The following is a 19,178-nucleotide window of genomic DNA, read 5'->3' as shown; positions in this document are numbered from 1 at the left end:
GCCGGGGGGGTCGCGGCCGGAGCGGGTGTGGGGGTGGGCGCAGGAGTGGGTGGGGCCTGAGGCGCCTGGGGCTGGGGCTGGGGCTGCTCGCGGGGTGCCACGGGCGCGGTCTGCCCCGTGGGCGCACTCTCACCCGCCGGAGACGGGCCGGCCGGACCGGCCGGGGGCGCACTGCCCGCGGGTCCGGCCGCGGGCCCGGTCGCGGGGGCCTGTCCAGGGCCCCCCGAAGCCCGTACGGCGGCCCGGGCCGCGGCGGGCCCGCCGCCCGGCGCGACCGGCGCCGCGGCCGCTCCCGCGTGGGCGTCAGGGCCGGGCACGTACCCCATCGCGGGCAGGCCGGCGCCCGTGGCGGCCGCGGAGAAGTTGACGCCCCGCTCCAGGCGATCGAGCCGGGCCATCACGGAACGCTCGTCCCCGTACGCCGCGGGCAGCATCACGCGCGCGCAGATCAGCTCCAGCTGCAACCGGGGCGAGTTGGCCCCCCGCATCTCGGTCAGACCCTCGTTGACCAGGTCGGCGGCGCGGCTCAGTTCGGCGGCGCCGAAGGTGCCGGCCTGGGCCTGCATGCGCTCCAGGACATCGGCCGGAGCGTCGATGAGCCCCTTCTCGACGGCGTCCGGCACGGCGGCGAGGATGACGAGGTCGCGCAGTCGCTCCAGCAGGTCGGCGACGAACCGCCGGGGATCGTTGCCCCCCTCGATGACATGGTCGACGACCTCGAAGGCGACGGCCCCGTCACCTGTCGCGAAGGCCTCCACCACGGAGTCGAGAAGCGAGCCGTCCGTGTACCCGAGCAGCGACGTGGCCATGGCATACGTCACACCCTCCTCCCTCGCTCCGGCGAGCAGCTGGTCCATGACGGACATGGAGTCACGCACGGACCCCGCGCCCGCGCGCACGACGAGCGGCAGCACGCCGTCCTCGACGGGGATGTTCTCCCGGCCGCAGACGTCGCCGAGGTACTCCCGCAGGGTCCCCGGCGGGACCAGCCGGAAGGGATAGTGATGCGTCCGCGACCGGATGGTGCCGATGACCTTCTCGGGCTCGGTGGTGGCGAAGATGAACTTCAGATGCTCGGGCGGCTCCTCGACGACCTTCAGCAGCGCGTTGAAGCCGGCCGACGTGACCATGTGGGCCTCGTCGATGATGTAGATCTTGTAGCGGCTGGAGGCGGGCCCGAAGAAGGCCTTCTCCCTCAGCTCACGGGCGTCGTCCACGCCACCGTGCGACGCGGCGTCGATCTCGATGACGTCGATGGACCCGGGGCCGTTACGGGCGAGGTCCTGACAGGACTGGCACTCCCCGCACGGGGTCGGCGTGGGGCCCTGCTCGCAGTTCAGGCACCGCGCGAGGATCCGCGCGCTGGTCGTCTTGCCGCAACCGCGCGGACCGCTGAACAGGTACGCGTGATTGACCCGGTTGTTCCGCAGCGCCTGCTGCAACGGGTCGGTGACATGCTCCTGCCCGATGACCTCGGCGAACGACTCCGGGCGATAGCGGCGGTACAGCGCGAGAGACGACACGCATACGAGGTTATAGGCGCCCACTGACAACCCACCCCGCAGCGGGAACGCAAGCGCCCCCCACGCACCCGCCAGAGCCGACCTACCCTTGCTGCCTTCCGGCCCTGGGGGAGTTCAGTCAGATAGCGCCGCGTGAGGGGCTGCCCAAACAGTACCCGATGGCAGGGGGCTGGAACGAGTTCGCGAGCACTCCTCAACGTCTTGTATTGTTTGCGGCGGAGGATTCGCCTAGAGGCCTAGGGCGCACGCTTGGAAAGCGTGTTGGGGGCAACCCCTCACGAGTTCGAATCTCGTATCCTCCGCCAGTGCCTCACCGGGCACGATGTCGAAGGGCCCCCTGGAAACAGGGGGCCCTTCGACGTTGTCCTCAGCCCTCCTTGTCCTGGTTTTTGTCCACAGCGGGTGTTCCCGGGGTTCCCCAGATGGCTTCGGCGATCTTCCGGGCGACGTCCTTCAGCATGGCGTCCGGCACATGCAGGTACCGCGCCCGCATGCTCGCGGAGGTGCCCGGCTCCCACCCCATGATCTGGTCGATAACGCGGGCCGGGACACCGAGCAGCATGAGCACGGTGGCGGCCGTATGCCGGGCATCGTGCAGCCGGGCGTTCCGAACCCCCGCGTCTTCCAGCAGCCGCTTCCAGTCGTGATAGTCCGTGTTCGGGCTCAGGGGGCCACCGAGCGGCTTGGTGAACACGTAGTCCGACTCGGTCCACAGGTCGCCGGCCGCCTTGCGTTCCCGCTCCTGCGTCTCTCGGTGTGCGCGGAGCATGGCGACCACCGGGCCCGGCAGGGGCACGGCACGGCGGCCTGCACGCGACTTGGTGTTCTTGGTCTCACGCCGCACCTGCACCTTGTCCGGGCAGTACCCCGCCTTCCGGCCGCACGGTGAGGCTTCCGGGCACCCGTGCTCGTACCGGGGGCGCAGGCGGTTCCGGCGCAGCTTCAGGTACTCGTTGTCCAGGTCGACGTCAGACCAGCGCAGTCCGAGGGTCTCGCCCTGCCGCAGTCCGAGCGCGAGAGCGAGCATCCAGCGAGCGCTGTTCCGGCGCTTGTTGGCTTCGAGCAACAGGCACTGAACCTCTTCCACGGAGTAGGGCTCTACCTCGGATTCGTCCTCTTCCATCCGTGGCGGCTTCGCCAGTGCGGCGGCATTCTTCGCTGCGTAGCCACGCCGTACCGCCTCCCCCAGCGCGGTTCGGGCGGTGCGGTGGGCCTGGTGAGCCGTACCGGCCTTGCGCTCCCCATTCGCCTGCATACGGCGGTACAGGCTTTCCAGGTGCTCAGGCTGCAAGCGGTCAAGGCGGTGCTTGCCGACACCGGGCACGAGGTGCACGCGGACGGCCACCTCGTAGCCGTCGTACGTGTTCTCGCTGACGGTCGGCTTGGCGATGTTCTCCACCCAGTGCTGAAGCCACTTCTCCACCGTCCACGCCTTGCCCGGCTGCTGGGCCGAACCTCCGTCGCGCTGCTTCTCCAGCTTTTTGACTTCCTCAACCAGGTCCTCGCGCGTCTTGCGCGTCAAGTGCCGGCGGTAGGGCTCCCCGTTGTCCTTGTAGCCCATCGGGACGCGCGCGTGCCAACGGTCGTCCGCCCCGAGGTAGATCGCGGATTCGCCGTTGGCGCGGCGGGTGCCCTTCTTCTTCTCTGCCACAGGCAGGCTCCTGCTTTCTCGCTGTCAGGACGGAAAACGAGAAGGCGGGCAGTCCCGGAGGACTGCCCGCCTTCCCGGGTGTGGTCAAGAGGCCTGATGCGCCGCGCGTCGGCGGGCGAGGTACGCGGCCGGCGCGTCGGCGGGGACGCGACGCAGACGGCCGATGTCGATGGACTCCAGCTCTCCAGAGCGGATGAGCCCGTAGCACGTGGTGCGGCCGATCCGGAGGCGCCGGGCGGCTTCCTCAACGGTCAGTAGAACGAGGGTGGTGTCTACGGCATCGGCGAGTTGGGCCGTGTCCACGCGGTGACTCTCCTTCGTCGCATGACGGGGCTCTTGGCCCCTTCTCTGAGGGCCGCTACTTCCGCTACCTCCGCTACCTCGCAGGTCAGGGGCCTGACGGAGGTAGCGGATAGGGGTAGCGGTAGCGGATGGGTAGCGTTGGGGTAGCGGCTCGCGGCGGCGCTTGCCGCTACCCCGTTTCTGCTGGTCAGACCGTGTTTTCGGTGCCGGGTAGCGGAGGTAGCGGATTCTCCGGGGACGGGGGGCAGTAGCGCTGCCATGCGTCGTGGAGATCGGTGGCGTAGTAGCCCTTGAGTACGCTTCCGCCGGTCTTGATGTTGCGGGGCGCGATGGGGTCGCCGTCGGCGGTGACGTACTCGGAGAGCATTCGGGAGAGCCGCCGATTGTCGAGCGGCTTGCCGTTCAGATCGGCCCACGGTGCGTCATCGAGGGCGTTGAGCCGGTCGAGGATCGCGACGGTGGGCAAGCGATCGATGCCTGTCATCACGTGGTCGCGCAGCTCGGTCAGCAAGCGGATGCCGATGCTGCCCTTGTCGTTGACCTGTGCCGCCTTGACCAGCGTCATGCACGCTTCCCGGGCACGCTGCGGCCAGTCACCGCCCGCCGCATCCGCGATTGCGATAAGGGGTTCCCACACGTCCGCCGGCCGGTCGGCGACCCCGTCCGGCATCTCGGGGAAGGAGTCGGTGACCTGCTCTTGTACGGTCTCGGTCCACTTGGCGAGCCGGTCCCGGAGCTGATTGCCCTCACGGACGTGGATGCGGGTGCGGAATTGCTCCACCTTCTCGTTGCGGGCCCTGCGGCGCATGCGGATGATGACCGAACGGGTCATGATCGTGTCGGGGAGGTTGCCGAGTCCGGCGACGGCGACGGCGCAGTAGGAGGGGAAGCCCTGTACCTGCTGGTTGGCGCCGTCCCCGACGCACCGGTACATCACCCTGCCCCGGGTGTGGCCAGCGTTGATGAACCCCCGAAGCTGTTCGTTCTCCCCGGCTTTGGGCCCGAAGATCGTGTCGATCTCGTCAAACAGGATCGTGGGGCGACCGCCGTCAACGCCGGAGACGGACCGGAACAGCGCGGCGGCGGAGGCGTCCACAGCCGCCATGGAGCGCGGCACGAGCGTTTCGACGACTTCCAGCGCCCGCGACTTACCCGACCCCGGCTCCGGGGACAGGAACGCGAGCCGGGGGGTGGAGTCGAACGCGTCCAGCAGGTGCGCGTGGGCGTCCCACAGCGTGACGGCGACGTAGGCGGCCTCGGTGGGAAAGACGTTGAACCGCCGGTGGAAGGCTTCGACCTCATCGAGCAGCTCGGCACCGACGATCGGGGACGTGGTGGGGGTCGGGTCGCTCATGCGGCGGCCCTCCCTTCCTGGGGGATGCGGAGCGGGCAGAGGTCGCGGTGGCCTTCGTGGTCGGCGATCAGGGCGAGCACCTTGCCGTGGCCAACGGCGCTGCGGTCACGGCCGCACAGGCACGTCGAGGTGGCCGTGGGCGCGGCGCCGCGCGGTGCGGTGATGCGCAGCCACGCGACGGGGTAGCGGCCGTCACCGCAGCGCGGGTCAGGGCGAACAGCAGTGGGGACGCCTTCGGCGACGCCCTTTCGGCCGCCCACGGCCGTGGCGTTCACAGGCTGTGGAGCGGTGTGCGGACCGGTCGGGGTGGTGGTGGGGCAATCCAGGGCGGGGGGAGTCGGCGCCGTCATGCCGCCTCCCGTGCCGTGGCGTGGGCGATGACCCAATCCATGGCGCTGCGGATGGTGGTGCGGCACTCGGCCGACGGCAGACCCGTAGCCTCCCCCGCCCCCTGGATTGCCTCCTCCACCACGTGCCGGGGAATGTCGCCCCACGCGACGAACCGAGCCACCTTGCAGGCGCTTCGGTGCAGGGTGTTGTTCCGCCCGTGCGGCCCGCCCTCGGACGCCGAGGCGACGACCGCGCACTCACGCTCAAGAGCGACTCGTGCGGCACGGGTGCCGTCATGAACCTGCACGGGCACCCGGGCGGGCTTGTGCGGCTCGCTGAGTAACGCGGCAAGCCAGTCCGGCAGCTCGACAACAGGCGCGTCGTGGGCGACCTCGTAGCTGCCGTCGGGGGTGGTGCTGCCCGGCGCGACGACGTAGCCGCCCCATGCGCGGGTGTCGATGTGCGGCCCGAGGCGGTCAACACTGCACTTCAACCGCATCCCAGCGGGGGCGGTGAAGTAGAGGTGTTCACCGCGCGCGGTCCGCACCCGGTAGGTGTCCGGGAGCACCTGCCCGGCGCGCTCGCAGAGCGCCTGCAATGAAGTGGCGCCGTCCGGCGCTCCTTTCGGCTCTTGCGCCTTGACCGGATCCAGGTCGATGACGAGCAGCCCGGCCGGACCGGTAGCGATCCCTACGTTGTAGGGCCGGTGGCCCCACGCGGCGTGGATCAGCTCGGGGTCAGTGGTGGCCCGCTCTTCCGGGGTGTGGTGCGCGTCGGCGCACCGCCCGGTGCCGGGGCAGACGCGTTCGGCGTGGCCTGCCGGGCGCTTGCTGCCGGGGTTGAGCGGGATGACCGGCCAGCCGCGTTCGGCCGCTGTGAGGGCGGATGCGAGCAGCGGCAGACACTCCAGGTCGATGCCGGGGATGGTCGGCGGCGAGCTGGGGGCTCGCTGGATGTGTGTCGGTTGGGTCATGCTGGGAGACCTCCACAGGTCTGTTGAGGACTGGAGACAAGGGCGGCCCCGGACTTTGGCGAGACGGGGGCCGCCCTTGGCGTAGCTACTGGTAGAAGCGGTTGCGCTTAATGACCGCTTTGCGGATGTTGACCGTGGTCCCGCCCTTGTGGCCGCTCGCGCTGAACACCTGCACAGCGATCCATCCGCCGAAGATCACGGCGGCGAGCGTGATGAGCTGAGTGATCAGCGCGGTCAACGCGGTGATGAACGTGGTGAGCAGGAGCAGTCCGCCGCACACGGCGAGGAAGCCGAGGCCCCCGAGGGCGACGTTGACGGCCGCGCGGGAGACGGGCGGCTTGGCCGCGACGGGTTCAGCCTTGGCGGGCTCGATGGCGTAGCCGGTGACGACACGGCCGTCCGGCAGGACCACGCTCGCCACCGCCGGGACGGTGCCTGGCTGGACGGGAACGAGCGGCGCGGCGGACGGGTACATGGTGACGGGTTGGGGGTGGTGGACTTCGACGGCCGTGGGTCGCTCGGGGTGGACCATAAGGACTCCCTCGGGTGAGCCGCGCGGGCCCGCGTCGTGGGTGTGACGCGGGCCCGCGCGGGTGGGTGTCAGGCAGGTGTGAGGGGGTGTGACGGGCCGCTGTTACGGCGCGTCACACCCGCGCCTGCCTAGGGGTTTGGGTGTGACGCGCCCGTCACATGTGACGGGCGTCAGGCAGCCGCGAGGACGGGTACGATGCGCCACCGGCCGGTGGCGTTCGTTGCCTCCAGGCGGCCCTCAAGAGCCGCGTCCTTCAGCCGCTTGGACACCCAAGAGCGGGAGAGGCTGTGCCGGTCGCACCAGTCGGTGAAGTCCTTCGGGCCGACGATCATCTGACCGTCGTGCTCGAACTCCTCCAGCGCACGAGCGAACAGCTCCCGCGCCTCCTCGGGGGAGGGCTTGTGTCCGCTCTCCTGCCCGAACAGCGGGAAGTCGTCGCCCTCCTCGGGCTCCGGGAGGTCGGCCTCGGGGTCGATGTGCGCGTCCTCCGGGTCGACCAGCAGCCCGCCGTCCATGTCGTCCTCCCCGTTCACGAGCGTGAGCTGAGGCGCGTCCGTGTCGCTCGCGCTGGTCCGGCCGGTGTAGGCGCGTCCCGCGATGGACGAGACCGCGCCGGCGGTGACGGGGTCGGCTGCTGCGCCGTTGCTCTGCGCCCACGCGGCGAGGGCTTCCATCACCTTCACCGCGCCCTGGGTGAAGCGGCGAGTGCGAGCCGGAGAGGGATAGCGGTCCTCGGGGATACCAGGGCTGACGACGTAGCAGTAGCCGGGCCGCCGGTTGCCCCACGCGCCCGGGTGCGCGCCAGCGGCCAGTACCTCGTCCGGCAGGGAGAACCCCTCATCGCGCGCGTCGCAGCCGAGCGCGATCACCGACGGGAGGGAAGCGCGGGTGGAGGTGGACATCTGGTCGTACGACGGCCGCTGAAGCGAGACGATCAGGGAGATCCCGGCGGAGCGGGCTTCCTGAGCGATCCCGGTGAACGCGTCGTCGCCCAGGGCCCGCAGGGTGTTGGCGGCTTCCTCGAACCAGGCCACCATGAACGGCATGCCCTCACAGCCGCACGCGCGGCCGTCCGCGCGGCAGGTGTGCTCGGGGTCGTTCTGCTGCTGCGCGGCTGCGGGGGTCCACTGGCGGTAGCCGTGGGCCCCGAGCCAGCGGGTTCGGGCGGGGATGGCGGCGTTGACGGCCTCCACCATGACTTCGGTGTCGGTTCCGCCCTCGACACCCCAGTCCAGGCCGGGGCGCAGCGGCGCGAAGTCCTGGAACGCCTTGGGGTCGGAGAACATCACGATGACGTCCCGGCGGGAGAGGATCTCCGTGAGGAGGTTCAGCGCGGTGTCGCCCTTGCCGGAGCCGGTCCCGCCCGCGATCAGCAGGTGCGTGGAGTTGCGGCCGGCGTCCGGGTCACCCGGCAGCCAGATCAGCAGCGGGGCCCCGTCGTCGTAGCGGCCCAGATCGAGCGGTTCGGCGATCGAGCCGCCCAGGTTCGAGGGGCCTTCCCACTCCACCACCTCGGACAGCATGTCCTCGGGCACGATCACCAGCTCGCCGCGCCGCGCGGAGCCGGGGTTCGGGGTGTAGCGCACGGCGGACGTCGGCAGGTCCAGCGCGGACGCGATCCGCGCCAGAGCCTTGGTGACGTCCTCGTTGGTCTGCTCACCGGCCTCCAACGCGACCGGCGCGGTGACCCGGTTCGGCTCCACCTTCGCGTTGCCGATCTGCGCCCGCGCCAGCCCCACCTTCGCCAGCAAGCCCTTGTCGCCGCTCTCGCCGGTGGGGTCGTCGTTGCGGCGCAGGACCATCCGCACGTTCCACGACAAGGCGAGCACCGGCCCGCCGATCAGATACATGTCGGGCAGCGGGCCCGCCAACGGCCCGGCCAGGCACGCGGCCGTCAGCCACGCCGACCCGGCCGCGACCGTGACGGCGGAGTGCAGACGCCGCTGCTGGGTGGTGGACTTGCCCATCCACCACGTGGCGCCGGTGAGCGCGACGGACGCGAGGGTCAGACCGACCCCGGCCGCCGCACTTTCCGCCCACTGGAGACTGCCCAGCCCGCCAGCGATGCCCACCCCGGCGACCCCCAGCCACGGGGGAAGGTGCGGCATCGCCCGGCTGATCAGGTAGGAGCCGACGCCGCCGCCGGAGCCCCGCGGGTAAATCGGCTCTTCATAGGTGGCCACGAGTCCGTCTCCCAGGTGTTTCATGCGCGTGCGGGTGCGCTTGCTGTTGTTGGCCATCGCCGTGCCTCCTTACTGCTGGGCCCAGTTGATGACCGGCTGCTGCGGCTTGCGGGCGCGGTGACGGACGCGGTTGATCTCTTCCTCGTACTCCTGCTGGAACGTCGAGTAGCAGGCAGCGGCCTTCTTCGCCGCGTCGCGCAGGTCGTTGGCGGCGCCCTGCATCTTGCGGGCCACCTTCTGAGCGCGGATACGGGAGCCGAACGCGCGGCCGTCGGGGTCCGGCACGGCAGCCAGCACGCCCTTGAGGATCTCGGCAGCCATGGCCACCTCGATCGATAGCGTCACACCGGCCGCCCGCAGGGTGTTGCAGTAGTTCCGTACCTGCGCCGGGGAGGTGAACTCCGGGGACGGCAGCAGGGACTGGGCATGCGAACCACCCCCGCCCGCGCGGGCCGCGTTCCTGTTGTTGTTCACGGTGACGTTGATCGGCGGGACGATCGAGCCGCCCAGCGCGCCGACGAAACCGCCGGCGGCGGCCCCGGCGTTGGCGAACTTGCCGGTCTTGGGGTCGTTCACGGGCCCGCGCGCACGCTGGCCGTTGGTGTTCTGCGCCATGGGTTCTCCTCAGGTCAGCGGGACGGGCGGACGATGAACCAGGTGGTCTGCGCGGCGATGAGGATGAGCAGCCACAGCAGTACGAGCGGGCCGGTGTGCGGGCCGAACCCGGCGGCCAGCGCCAGCCAGACGGCGGAGAGCGTGGCGAGCACGGCCAGCCCGATACGCCAGCCCAAGGTGGAGCCGCTCGCGGGGCGGCGGCGCTGCATGACCAGCAGCCACACCAGCGGCACGGCCGCCATCGGCGCGATGACGAGACCGGACCACCAGGCGATCACGTGCAGCAGCGCGGCCACCAGGAACGCGAGGGCGGAAAGGCCGGTCGGGGCGAGCGCGGAACGGAAGCGCCACAGCGCGCGGCCGAGGAAGCCGAGCGCTTCGCGGGTCAGAGAAGGGCGCTCGGGGACGACGATCACGAACGGGTCGGAGCGCCGCCCGCGCTGGCGGGGGATGCGGACGGTGTGGACACCCGCGCCGGTCTTCACGGAGCGGGTACGGGTACGGCTGGACACAGCGGAACTCCCAGGTCGAAGGGGTTTCAGGCGGCGCGCTGTTCGTCGTCGGGGTACGCGCACGGCACGCACACCCCCAGCTCGGCGGGGATGACGTAACCGGCGTCGGTACGGCACTGCGGGCAGGTGCGGCGGGCGGCGTTGGCCTTGTCGAGCGCCGCCCACTTGGCCGGCGTCATGGGCCGCACGGGCTTCGCCAGGTCGACGCGGTAGAGGTAGGCGACCAGCGGCGGACGGCGACGGCGGGGGCGCTCGATCTGGGCCACCACGTCCTGACCACCAGGCCGCAGCCCTTTCGCGCGGAGCTGACGGCGGGTGGCCAACCCGTCCGGCGCCAGACGCCAGACATAGACCGGTAGGGAGGCCATCAGAGGTTCGCGATCGCCAGTTCAGCGCCGCCGGTGCCGGGCTCGCGGTGTTCGGCGTAGCGGGCGGAGACCCAGCCGACCGACCAGCCGCACAGGTCCGCCGCGCGCCGCACGGACACACCCTCGGCCACTGCGGCGGCGATGATCCGCCGGGCGTGGTCCTCGGGCAGCTTGCTGTTCACGGGCGGGCCGTCCAGCAACGCGGCCCGTTCAAGCCTCGCCTTTTCGGCGCGCTTGCGCTTCTCGTCTTCAGCCCGCTGCTGGGCCTGCTGTTCAAGCGTCTGCCGCTCTTGTTCACGCTGTTCACGCTCGCGTTCACGGCGCTCCCGCTCTACGCGTTCCTCGCGGCGGGCCCGCTCTTCTCGCTCGGCCTGCTCGCGAGCCAACGCCGCTTCGTGCTCACGCTGTTCACGCGCCAGCAGCGCGGCGTGCTCGCGCTCCTCACGAGCCATACGGGCAGCCGTCTCACGCTCCTCGCGCGCGGCCTGCCGCCGTGCCTCACGCTCGGCTTGCTGCCGCTCTTCCAACGCCGTCACGGCGGCGGCGATGGCGCGCCGGTAGGCCAGCCCGGTCTCCGCCGTGACGATCAGCAGCAGCGGCGCGACCGCGTGCACAGCCACGCCCACCAGGTCCTTCATCAGCGCGGAGTCGGCGACGTTCAGGGCCAGGGTCATGCAGCCGGTCATCCAGCGCAGCACGACCGGCCACCGACCACCGTGCCCACCCAACCGGGCCAGCACCGCATCCAGCCGCACGACGATGACGACAGCGGCGTCCACCACGAGCGGGAGGATCGGCGCCGTCCAGTCCCACTCATCCGGCGTGTGCTCAGCCGCGAGCGGGGTGACGGTGAGGATCGAATACAGCATCGCGCCCGCCACGATCAGCCACGTACCGACCGAAAGAGCGCGCTCGGCTGAACGGATCTGAGCGGCGTTCACGCGTCCGCCCCCGTCCATGAACGCACCTGGATGCCCGCGATCAGCACGACCGGCGAGGCGGGGTCAAAGGGGATCTCGGTGTCCTCAGTCCACTGCCACCCGGCACCCGGCACCGGCTCGAAGCCGAGCACGCTGAGCGCGTTCACGCGCTCCGTGAACGTCGGCACCGGCGCGGCCCGGTCGAAGCTGAACTCAGGCCACGGATCGGTGGTGTTCAGCAGGACCACGTACAGGCGCCAACGCCCCTTGAACACGGACATCTGCGCCGTGAACTCCCCCGCCATCACGCCCCGACCCCCGCGACCGTGACCGCGTGGTTGGTCAGCTCCACCCGCGCGGCCAGCGCCCGCCGGCGGGCCCGGCGCAGTCGGCGCTCGTCCAGCTCGGTCGGCGTGCGGTCGATGGTGGCGATGTGCGCGTCCAGCAGCTCGATGTCGGCGAGGATGACCGGCATCTCCTGGTCGATGGCGTCCAGCTCGGCATCCGTCGGCTCGTTCCAGTCGGCGAACGCGGTAACAGCATCCTGAACAGTCACGATGGGGTTCATTGGGTCGTGGTCCTCTCACGGGGTGAACGGCCCGAACAGCGGCTCCCGGGAGGCACCCCGGGAGCCGCGCGCCGTTGAAGTCGGTCAATCCGGCTCCCCTCAGCCCCGTCCGTACGACCACCACGCTGAGCGCGGAGCCGGACGGGCGAGGGAGGCAACCGGCCGCAGCTCTAGCCGCTGCGACATGACCCCCGTACGCGATGCGTGACCCCGGACAGCCGGGGCACCCCGCGCACGGAAGGGCTTGGAGACTCAGTGGGCGGTGCCATCCGTGTCGGTCCCACACGGTGGCGCCAAAAGATGTCGTCGAAGCATCGGGACTCCTCGGTAGAAGGGACGGGAAACAGCACTGCAAGGGGGACCTAGTCCCCACTCTCCGGCCGTTGCTCGCGGTCGCCGGGCCACCTCCCCAGTACGGGCCGAAACCCTGTTTCACCTGGGCCTTAGCGGGCGGTCTTGCAGCGTGCTCCGCCCTGTTCGGAGCAGCCCAAAGAAGGCCCTCCCGTCGCCCCACTGAACTAGTTCTGCGGTGCGCTGTGACGATTAATGCACGCTCCGGAAGGGGTGTCAACAGAACTAGTTCAGGGAACCTGAGATTCGACCGAGCAACCACGAAACGATCCCGACTATCCTTGTAGGACTAGTTCTGCAAGACTGGGGTCGCGAGTCGCACATCAAGGGAGTCACGCGTGGAGGAGACCAAGGTCCCGAAGGTTCAGCGGATCGCCGCTGACCTGCGGACGAAGATTCGGCAGGGGGTGTACCCCCCGGGGTCCGCCCTGCCCCAAGTCCGGGAGCTTCAGGAATCCGAAGGCGTCGCCTACCAGACCGCACGCGACGTGTACCGGGTTCTGGAAGACGAGGGTCTGATCATTTCCCGCAGGGGTGAGGGCACCTTCGTGTCACCGATCCTCGGGAAGATCCACCGGGACGGAACAGGTCGCTACATCAAGTCGGCCCGGGAAGAGGCTGGCGCCCGTGGCGCCTTCGCGGCCGAGATCGCCCGGCTCGGGATGACCTCGAACGCCACAACCGTGATCAGCCGGGAGCGTCCACCGAAGGAGGTTGCCGAGATCCTCGGCATCCATCACGCCGCGAAGGCACTCGTCAGGGCGCGGGTCATGCGTGCTGACGCCACGGTTGTTCAGGTGGCGACCTCGTACTTTCCTGGCGACGTGGCGTTCGGTACCCAGTTGGAGCAGCAAGACACTGGGGATGGCGGAAGCAAGTCCCGTCTTGCTGAACTCGGCTACCAACAGACCCGCATCCGCGAGTCCCTCAACGTACGGCCTCCGACAAAGGCGGAAGCCGAGTCGCTCGGCATCGCAACCGACAGGTTGGTCTACGAGATCACCCATGTCGGCCTGACCGACAGCGGCAGGGCCGTGGAAGTCTGCGTCCACGTCATGCCCGTGACCCTCTGGTCGCTCAGCTATGAGTGGCCCATCGACCTGCCCGCAGTCTGAGAGGAAAGACCGAAGTGAGCAGCAACACCGCCATCGTCCGTGACGCCACTGAGCGCTACAGCACCGCTCGGCGGGAGGCCGGCGAAAGCCGTGGCGCCTTCGAGACCGAGATCAAGCGACTCGGGGGCAGCCCCCGAGTGGAAACCGCGATCCGTCGCGACACCGCGCCCGCCCACGTCGCTGAGCTTCTCGACATCACGGCTTCCGACCAGACCGTCATCCGCGCACGGCACATGTACGACGGTGAGCGCCTGGTGCAGCTTGCCGACTCGTATGTCCCTATGGATGTCGCGGAGGCAGCGAGCATCGAGAACCCCGACCCCGGCCTTGGCGGCATCATCAGCCGGATGCGTGACGCCGGGTTCGAGCAGACCGAAGCGCTTGAGGAGGTCACGCAGTACGCGGCGACTCCGGTCGAAGCAGAGGCGTTCGGAGTCGAGGTCGGCACCAACCTGATCCAGATCACGCACACCGGCTACACGGCGAGCGGTCGCGCCGTTGAGGTCACCGTGCACCGTCCGGGCCCCGGATGGGTGCTGCGCTACAGCACGCCCATCAACTAGCCCAAACGCACCCGACGGCCCGCATTGGTCAATGCGGGCCGTCGGCATTCCTACTTACGACCATGCGGACAGTTACAAGACGGACACCGTTCCTACAGGTGGATCAAGTGTTCTAATTCGGAGGAACTCACATACTCTTTGTCATGCTTTGCCCGTTGACTTGCCGTCGTCACCGTCTACAGTTGGTAGTGCACGGACGGTCGTCTGCTGGTCGGAAACGTCAGCACCCGCCAAGGGCGGCTTAAGCCGGCCGACGTGCTCACAAGGCCGCTACCCACGGGTAGGCGGCCCTTGTGTTGTTGTTCCACGGGTGCATCTTGAGGCCGTACGACGTAAGCGGCGCAGCACCACGCCGATACAGGCGGCGACTCAACTCTTGCAGGTAGCGCGGCTCCGTATTGCCGAACCGATCCTCGTTGAAGGCGGCATACGTGGCCGAGGCCGCAAGGTCGGCACACTGCAACATCTCGACTCGCGACGGCTGATCCAGACGCCCGCCCCGGGGATCAAGAGCCTGCCAGGCGATCCGGCACTCGTTCGGATTCTGCGCTTGCAGGATCGATTCGTACTGGCGAAGCTTCGCCAGCTTGAAGCGCACCACATGCGCAAGGGTGTACTCCAGCATCGATCCGGAGTCGCGCGCCAGCCACGACAGGCGCTCCAGCAGAAAGCGAAAGGTGTAGAGGTACGCCTGATCGTCGTCGAGACGAGTCGCCCCCGCCGGCAGATGCCTCTTACAGACGATAACGCTGGAGACAGTGGCCCACTCCTGCGCCGCGAGAGACTTCGCCGCATGGAGCCGATCAGGGTGGGACTTGAAGTTCTGCCAGTGCAGGACATCCCCAGAGCGTCGCCTCAGGTCTGTGCGAAGTGCAGCAAGGAACGCAGCAGCTTGCGGCAGGTCACCGTCTGCCACGACAACAGCCGACATGACGAAGTGATCGCTCGACTTCTCGGATCGAGACCTTTGACCAGCCTCGTCGACAAACGCGTGCAGCTTCGGCTGCGCGGCCCCTACGGCGGTCGCGACTTGAGGATGGCCTGACGCTGTCGACACCTTGACTCCCTCCGTTCCCGGTCTTGACGACGACTCCGTTGTGCAGCGAGGCCGTCATAACCGGGTGGGGACGGAAGTTCGTTGCGCACCGTGAGGAAATCGTGGCACGTGATGAGCCGTCAACCAAGGGCGTTATCCACACCCCTTGGGGGTAACGCGCGCAGTTCTGTTGATAAGAGGTCATTTTCTGTGGATAGGGTTGTGTGTAACCCTCGGCAACCTGTGCACAGATCCCCCACATAGTCGGACGCGTAACTCTCTGACCTGCGTACTTGCAGTACACGGCCTGTGTGTAAGAACTTCTTCTCCACTTGTACCGCCGAAGGTGGTAGCCCTGGGCCAAGACCTCGCGACAAGTAGCCGCCGCCGCGCTGTTCGTTGTCCTGGTCTTTGTCCAGTACGCCGACGGCCGCCATCGTTCACCGCCGTACACGCACCCCCTCTGACCTGCCCCGCGAACCCTTACGAACGACCCCGGACGGCCGCGCGGACAGTTGGAAAGCGTGTTGGGGGCAACCCCTCACGAGTTCGAATCTCGTATCCTCCGCAGCCGCCTGAACAGGCGAAACGAGAACCCCGGACCGCTTCGGCGGCCGGGGTTCTCAACATGTCTTGGTCTCAGTTGCGGTCTCATTTATTTCCGATATGTGTGGCATTCTGTACGGCATGACGACGTGCCTCCGGCAACGACGGTGGGACGCCGTCCAAGCGTTCGTTCGCCAACTTGCACGCTGAAGGCCGACGGCCAAGATCAGCCTCAGGTGAGGCTTGCCCCCGCATCGCAGCACGTGCCGCCCAGAAGCAGCCCGCAGCCAGGTAGTGCACTGACCATCCACGTCAGCCCTACCAGCGCCTTCCATGTCGCATGCCGCCCCAGAGGGTCGAGCCGTTTGCCCGGCCCGGCCCTCTGACCTTGCACTCAGCCTCCGGCGACCGCCCTTCAGTCCCATCGCCTCGCGAATTCAGCACCGGCCAACAGGTCGCCCGTCCGCACGATTGGATCATCGATCCCCAGGGCCACCATCACATCGGCGGGAAGGGCCACGTATTTTCCCTTCAACTTCGTGACACGGCATGGAAAGCGGTTCGCCCTCACCAGCCCGGATGCCTTCGATGGGTCGACCCCGAGGAGATCTGCCACCTTGCGCAGGGGCATTGGCTCGGCCAGCCACTGCGACAGTCGCCGTGCGCTTGAGCTCACTCGGCTTCCTTCTGCGGTCCGTCGAGTTCGTCGGACTCCCCCTCGGGCACATGCTCCGAACCCAAGGCGAGGAACTCGCCCAAGAGCCCAAGGCGGTGCAAGGTAGCGCCCATGCGTTCGCCGCTGATGCGCCCCCACAACAAAGGGTCCATCTCGTCGACCACCTGGATGTCCGACTCGTTACGGATGGGCGAGTAGCCGTCATCACATCGGCTCGCGCGGTCGACAAGGCTGTGCGGATCCGTCGTGCGCTCGGACGGATCAGCCCGTTCCACCGCCCAGCCGGCCGCGTTGGCGGATCGGACAACCTCGTCACGGACGTCGTCGCCTTCGGTGGCCAGCGCCAGACCGTACAACGCACCGAACACCATGGCCGACCTCACCTCGGCGACGTCGACGCAGAGCCTCCGCGACACTCTCCCGGCCGACTTCCGGAGGTAGGGGATGACGAAATACAACGCGAGCAACTGGCTGCGCTGAGCCAAGTTCGGCAGGTCACTACGGGCATCGCGGCCTACGCATCGCCACAGCGCGTCCCGAAGCGCAACGTCATTGGCATCTCGCGCCGCCGCATCCTTCGCCTCCGAGAGCGTGAGGTGTTCACCCACCGAACACCTCTCCCCGGGCGCATGTGGACACACCAACTGCCCACCGAGCATCTGTGAAACCTTTAGCTCGATCGATCTAAAGACGTCTGCCGAAGGCAGCAGGGACACGGCCCCTCCTCTTGTGGTTCCGCCAACGGCAGGAGGCTCACCGCGTCGAAGGGCAACTATCCGCACCAGCCGATGCATGCGCTGGCGGGAGTGAACGACACGGGGTGACCGAGTGAAACGGTGTGTCCCAGCGATCAACATCGGGGAAGACTCCCGGATCATCCATCTGCATCCTGGGTCTGACTGGTTCAGCGCCACCGGTAAGGGCGCTTACACCAGGAGTATGGTCTCTAGTATGGCGACGAAAAAAGTCACGGTGACGATCCCCGAAGATCTCCTCGACGAGATCCGCGCCGACGCGGCTGAGCGGGGACTTTCGGCGTATGTAGCCGAAGCGCTGCGCTTCAAGCGCGATCGGGACCGGCTGCTGGAGCTGGTCGACTGGCTGCAGGAGGAACACGGGCCGGTCACCGAAGACGAGAGCGTGGCAGCCCTCGCGGAACTGGACGATCTCGACGCCGAGCACGAGCGCCGTCGCATCGCCGAAGGACACGATGCCGGAGAGGCCGCGTGAAGAAGCGCGCCGGTGAGCACAGGCAGCGGCCACTGCGCGTCTTCGTACTCGACTGCGAGGCCCTGTCCCTGGCCGTGCGCGGCGACCGCAGGATGATCGCCTGGCTCGCCCTCGCGGCTGGGGGTGAGGCCGAAGTGGTGACGTCTCCCATGACGCTGGTCGAGGCGTACGACGGCAGGACCACCGAGCAGCGCTGGAACTGGGTGCTCTCCCGGCTCACGGTCGCCGATATCGGAAAGGACGAGGCCCGCCAGGCCCGGCATCTCCTGGATGACGCCAAGCTGCACGGTCACAAGTACGCGATCGATGCCGTGCTCGCTGTCATCGCAAGCCAGCAGAAAGGGCAGGTCACAGTCTTCACTTCGGACGTAGACGACCTGGAGAAGCTCCTCCCGGACACCATCGTTGTCAAGAAGGTATGACCCGGCACCCTGGTCTCAGTTCTGGTCTCATTCACATCCGTCCAGCACCGTCCACCGCCCTCCTGATACCCCACTCCGCCGCAGGTCAGGACGCCCCTGATCGCCGCCGAACCCCCAGACGAACATTCGGAAAGCGTGTGGGAGGCACCCCCTCACGAGTTCGAATCTCGTAGCGTGCGCCAGTGCCTCACCGGGCGCGATGTGATGCCTTCCGCCAGCTCAGAGGCCCGGGCAGGGCAGGCGGGGCGGTCCTGGTGGCGTTCGGCCGGCTCGGCTTGGCGCGGTTGCCCCGTGTGGATCTGTGCCGACGGCCACAGCGGGCAGGACGCTCGTAGGCTCATACTGAGCCATGACAAAGCCTGCGGCACCGAAGCGCCATCTGCCCACCAGCCCCTTCAAGGCCCCCGTCGCACCTGCTCCCAAGCACTTCGCCATGGGTGATCAGGTCACTCACGATGTGTACGGTCTCGGCCGGGTGGTCGGCATCGAGGACGGAATCGCGGCGCTCGTGGATTTCGGCTCCGCGCAGATGCGGATCCTGAGCCCCTACGCCAAGATGACCAAGCTCTAGGACCGCTGTGCCCGGTCACGGCACACCAGGCCCGCTCACGGGCCTGTAACGAAAGGCAGACCTCCCATCGAACCGACGTCGCTGTTCTCCGCCCCGGAAGGGCAGACCCGCCGTTCCACCGCCGTATCACCGCCCCCGACGACCGACCCCTTCCAGGCCCCGGACTTCGGGGACGACGAGGTCTTCGAGTTCGAGGACGCACACGAGCCCGCCGCCCCGGGCACGCGTGGGACGCGGCGCAAGGCCGCCTAGCGGGGTTCCGGCCGCGCCCGCGGGCTGTCCTTCCGGCCGGACACAGAAGGGCCCCACTGTTCGTGGTGGGGCCCATCGACGGACGCGCCTGTCGATCTCGTCGCGGAGAGGGCGTCCCGCGCCGACCCCTTGCCCGCGTCAGGACCGTCGAGAGTCGGTCCACAGTGGCGGGCAGCACCCGGACACCTCCTGCTGCTGCGCCCTTAGGCTCGACAGGAGTGCCGACCCCGATGGCACCGGCCGCGGCCGGCCAACCGCCTCGAACGGGACACATCAAGGCGCATACTGGGGACAATGACTAAGCCTGCTGTACCGAAGCGTCATCTGCCCACCAGCCCCTTCAAGGCGCCGGTCGCACCTGCTCCCAAGCACTTCGCCATGGGTGATCAGGTCACTCACGATGTGTACGGTCTCGGCCGGGTGGTCGGCATCGAGGACGGAATCGCGGCGCTCGTGGATTTCGGCTCCGCGCAGATGCGGATCCTGTCCCCCTACGCCAAGATGACCAAGCTCTAGGACCGCTGTGCCCGGTCACGGCACACCAGGCCCGCTCACGGGCCTGTAACGAAAGGCAGACCTCCCAT

General features: G+C 68.6%; 23 protein-coding genes, 1 tRNA gene and 1 other RNA gene. 7 read left to right on the top strand and 18 right to left on the bottom strand.

All coding sequences use genetic code 11. The annotated features are described in order from the left end of the window. Both ACFU95_RS47325 and ffs read right to left on the bottom strand, forming a co-directional pair. Positions 1-1,523 (bottom strand): DNA polymerase III subunit gamma and tau (locus tag ACFU95_RS47325; RefSeq protein WP_383842857.1); only part of this gene is annotated, 1,523 nt, incomplete at its 3' end. A gap of 46 nt (positions 1,524-1,569) precedes the next feature. Continuing rightward, an RNA gene (gene ffs, locus ACFU95_RS47320) (signal recognition particle sRNA small type) lies at positions 1,570-1,668 on the bottom strand. Positions 1,669-1,740: 72 nt separating this feature from the next. Here ffs and ACFU95_RS47315 point away from each other — a divergent pair. Beyond that, positions 1,741-1,828 (top strand) — tRNA-Ser (locus tag ACFU95_RS47315). A gap of 62 nt (positions 1,829-1,890) precedes the next feature. Here ACFU95_RS47315 and ACFU95_RS47310 read toward each other — a convergent pair. From ACFU95_RS47310 to ACFU95_RS47250, 13 genes are all read right to left on the bottom strand, one after another. Next, a complete protein-coding gene (locus ACFU95_RS47310; RefSeq protein ID WP_383842854.1) occupies positions 1,891-3,174 on the bottom strand; it encodes a tyrosine-type recombinase/integrase in 1,284 nt (427 codons plus the stop codon). Between the two features lie 84 nt (positions 3,175-3,258). Continuing rightward, positions 3,259-3,477: a helix-turn-helix domain-containing protein gene (locus tag ACFU95_RS47305; RefSeq protein ID WP_383842851.1), complete on the bottom strand. Its 219-nt coding sequence runs from the start codon at positions 3,475-3,477 to the stop codon at positions 3,259-3,261. 187 nt (positions 3,478-3,664) lie between these two features. Then, positions 3,665-4,831, bottom strand: a complete 1,167-nt coding sequence (locus ACFU95_RS47300) for a DUF3631 domain-containing protein (protein WP_383842848.1) — start codon at positions 4,829-4,831, stop codon at positions 3,665-3,667. Continuing rightward, positions 4,828-5,181 (bottom strand): hypothetical protein, encoded by a 354-nt coding sequence (locus ACFU95_RS47295; RefSeq protein WP_383842845.1) that lies wholly within the window; start codon positions 5,179-5,181, stop codon positions 4,828-4,830. The genes ACFU95_RS47300 and ACFU95_RS47295 overlap by 4 nt, the downstream gene beginning before the upstream one ends. Further along, on the bottom strand, positions 5,178-6,134 hold the full coding sequence (locus tag ACFU95_RS47290) for a bifunctional DNA primase/polymerase (protein WP_383842842.1): 957 nt from the start codon (positions 6,132-6,134) through the stop codon (positions 5,178-5,180). The genes ACFU95_RS47295 and ACFU95_RS47290 overlap by 4 nt, the downstream gene beginning before the upstream one ends. Before the next feature lie 85 nt (positions 6,135-6,219). Beyond that, positions 6,220-6,666 (bottom strand): hypothetical protein, encoded by a 447-nt coding sequence (locus tag ACFU95_RS47285; RefSeq protein WP_383842839.1) that lies wholly within the window; start codon positions 6,664-6,666, stop codon positions 6,220-6,222. Between the two features lie 170 nt (positions 6,667-6,836). Further along, positions 6,837-8,873, bottom strand: coding sequence for a plasmid transfer protein TraB (traB, locus tag ACFU95_RS47280; RefSeq protein WP_383842860.1), 2,037 nt, complete (start codon positions 8,871-8,873; stop codon positions 6,837-6,839). A gap of 45 nt (positions 8,874-8,918) precedes the next feature. Continuing rightward, entirely contained in the window at positions 8,919-9,464 is a 546-nt protein-coding gene (gene traA, locus ACFU95_RS47275) for a plasmid transfer protein TraA (protein WP_383842836.1), read from the bottom strand. 14 nt (positions 9,465-9,478) lie between these two features. Then, on the bottom strand, positions 9,479-9,976 hold the full coding sequence (locus tag ACFU95_RS47270; protein WP_383842833.1) for a hypothetical protein: 498 nt from the start codon (positions 9,974-9,976) through the stop codon (positions 9,479-9,481). 26 nt (positions 9,977-10,002) lie between these two features. After that, positions 10,003-10,344, bottom strand: a complete 342-nt coding sequence (locus ACFU95_RS47265) for an RRQRL motif-containing zinc-binding protein (RefSeq protein WP_383842830.1) — start codon at positions 10,342-10,344, stop codon at positions 10,003-10,005. Next, positions 10,344-11,285, bottom strand: a complete 942-nt coding sequence (locus ACFU95_RS47260; RefSeq protein ID WP_383842827.1) for a DUF2637 domain-containing protein — start codon at positions 11,283-11,285, stop codon at positions 10,344-10,346. Before ACFU95_RS47260 ends, ACFU95_RS47265 begins: the two co-directional genes overlap by 1 nt. Then, complete coding sequence (locus ACFU95_RS47255; protein WP_383842824.1) at positions 11,282-11,569, bottom strand: DUF6303 family protein; 288 nt, start codon at positions 11,567-11,569, stop codon at positions 11,282-11,284. The genes ACFU95_RS47260 and ACFU95_RS47255 overlap by 4 nt, the downstream gene beginning before the upstream one ends. Continuing rightward, on the bottom strand, positions 11,569-11,832 hold the full coding sequence (locus ACFU95_RS47250) for a DUF6284 family protein (protein WP_383842821.1): 264 nt from the start codon (positions 11,830-11,832) through the stop codon (positions 11,569-11,571). The genes ACFU95_RS47255 and ACFU95_RS47250 overlap by 1 nt, the downstream gene beginning before the upstream one ends. A gap of 689 nt (positions 11,833-12,521) precedes the next feature. Here ACFU95_RS47250 and ACFU95_RS47245 point away from each other — a divergent pair. Next, entirely contained in the window at positions 12,522-13,298 is a 777-nt protein-coding gene (locus ACFU95_RS47245; protein ID WP_383842818.1) for a GntR family transcriptional regulator, read from the top strand. A 14-nt stretch (positions 13,299-13,312) separates the two neighbouring features. Further along, positions 13,313-13,861, top strand: a complete 549-nt coding sequence (locus ACFU95_RS47240; RefSeq protein ID WP_383842815.1) for a UTRA domain-containing protein — start codon at positions 13,313-13,315, stop codon at positions 13,859-13,861. A gap of 259 nt (positions 13,862-14,120) precedes the next feature. Here ACFU95_RS47240 and ACFU95_RS47235 read toward each other — a convergent pair whose 3' ends face one another. From ACFU95_RS47235 to ACFU95_RS47225, 3 genes are all read right to left on the bottom strand, one after another. After that, the gene (locus tag ACFU95_RS47235; RefSeq protein ID WP_383842812.1) at positions 14,121-14,918 is read right to left on the bottom strand and encodes a DUF3800 domain-containing protein; all 798 of its coding nucleotides are present in this window, start codon (positions 14,916-14,918) and stop codon (positions 14,121-14,123) included. Positions 14,919-15,858: 940 nt separating this feature from the next. Further along, positions 15,859-16,119, bottom strand: a complete 261-nt coding sequence (locus tag ACFU95_RS47230) for a hypothetical protein (protein WP_383842810.1) — start codon at positions 16,117-16,119, stop codon at positions 15,859-15,861. Further along, complete coding sequence (locus tag ACFU95_RS47225; protein ID WP_383842807.1) at positions 16,116-16,835, bottom strand: hypothetical protein; 720 nt, start codon at positions 16,833-16,835, stop codon at positions 16,116-16,118. The genes ACFU95_RS47230 and ACFU95_RS47225 overlap by 4 nt, the downstream gene beginning before the upstream one ends. A gap of 235 nt (positions 16,836-17,070) precedes the next feature. On the opposite strand from ACFU95_RS47225, the gene ACFU95_RS47220 reads away from it, so the two are divergent. From ACFU95_RS47220 to ACFU95_RS47205, 4 genes are all read left to right on the top strand, one after another. Further along, complete coding sequence (locus tag ACFU95_RS47220; protein ID WP_383842805.1) at positions 17,071-17,349, top strand: CopG family transcriptional regulator; 279 nt, start codon at positions 17,071-17,073, stop codon at positions 17,347-17,349. Then, entirely contained in the window at positions 17,346-17,771 is a 426-nt protein-coding gene (locus ACFU95_RS47215) for a hypothetical protein (RefSeq protein ID WP_383842802.1), read from the top strand. Before ACFU95_RS47220 ends, ACFU95_RS47215 begins: the two co-directional genes overlap by 4 nt. Positions 17,772-18,120: 349 nt before the next feature. Then, positions 18,121-18,342 (top strand): hypothetical protein, encoded by a 222-nt coding sequence (locus ACFU95_RS47210; RefSeq protein WP_152784187.1) that lies wholly within the window; start codon positions 18,121-18,123, stop codon positions 18,340-18,342. A 546-nt stretch (positions 18,343-18,888) separates the two neighbouring features. After that, the gene (locus tag ACFU95_RS47205) at positions 18,889-19,110 is read left to right on the top strand and encodes a hypothetical protein (RefSeq protein WP_383842799.1); all 222 of its coding nucleotides are present in this window, start codon (positions 18,889-18,891) and stop codon (positions 19,108-19,110) included. The last annotated feature ends 68 nt before the right edge of the window (positions 19,111-19,178 follow it).

The organism is Streptomyces sp. NPDC057623 (assembly GCF_042800355.1).
In the GTDB taxonomy this organism is placed as follows: Bacteria; Actinomycetota; Actinomycetes; order Streptomycetales; family Streptomycetaceae; genus Streptomyces.
The sequence above is the reverse complement of the archived record's forward strand: the minus strand, read 5'-3'. Positions and strand labels throughout refer to the sequence as shown.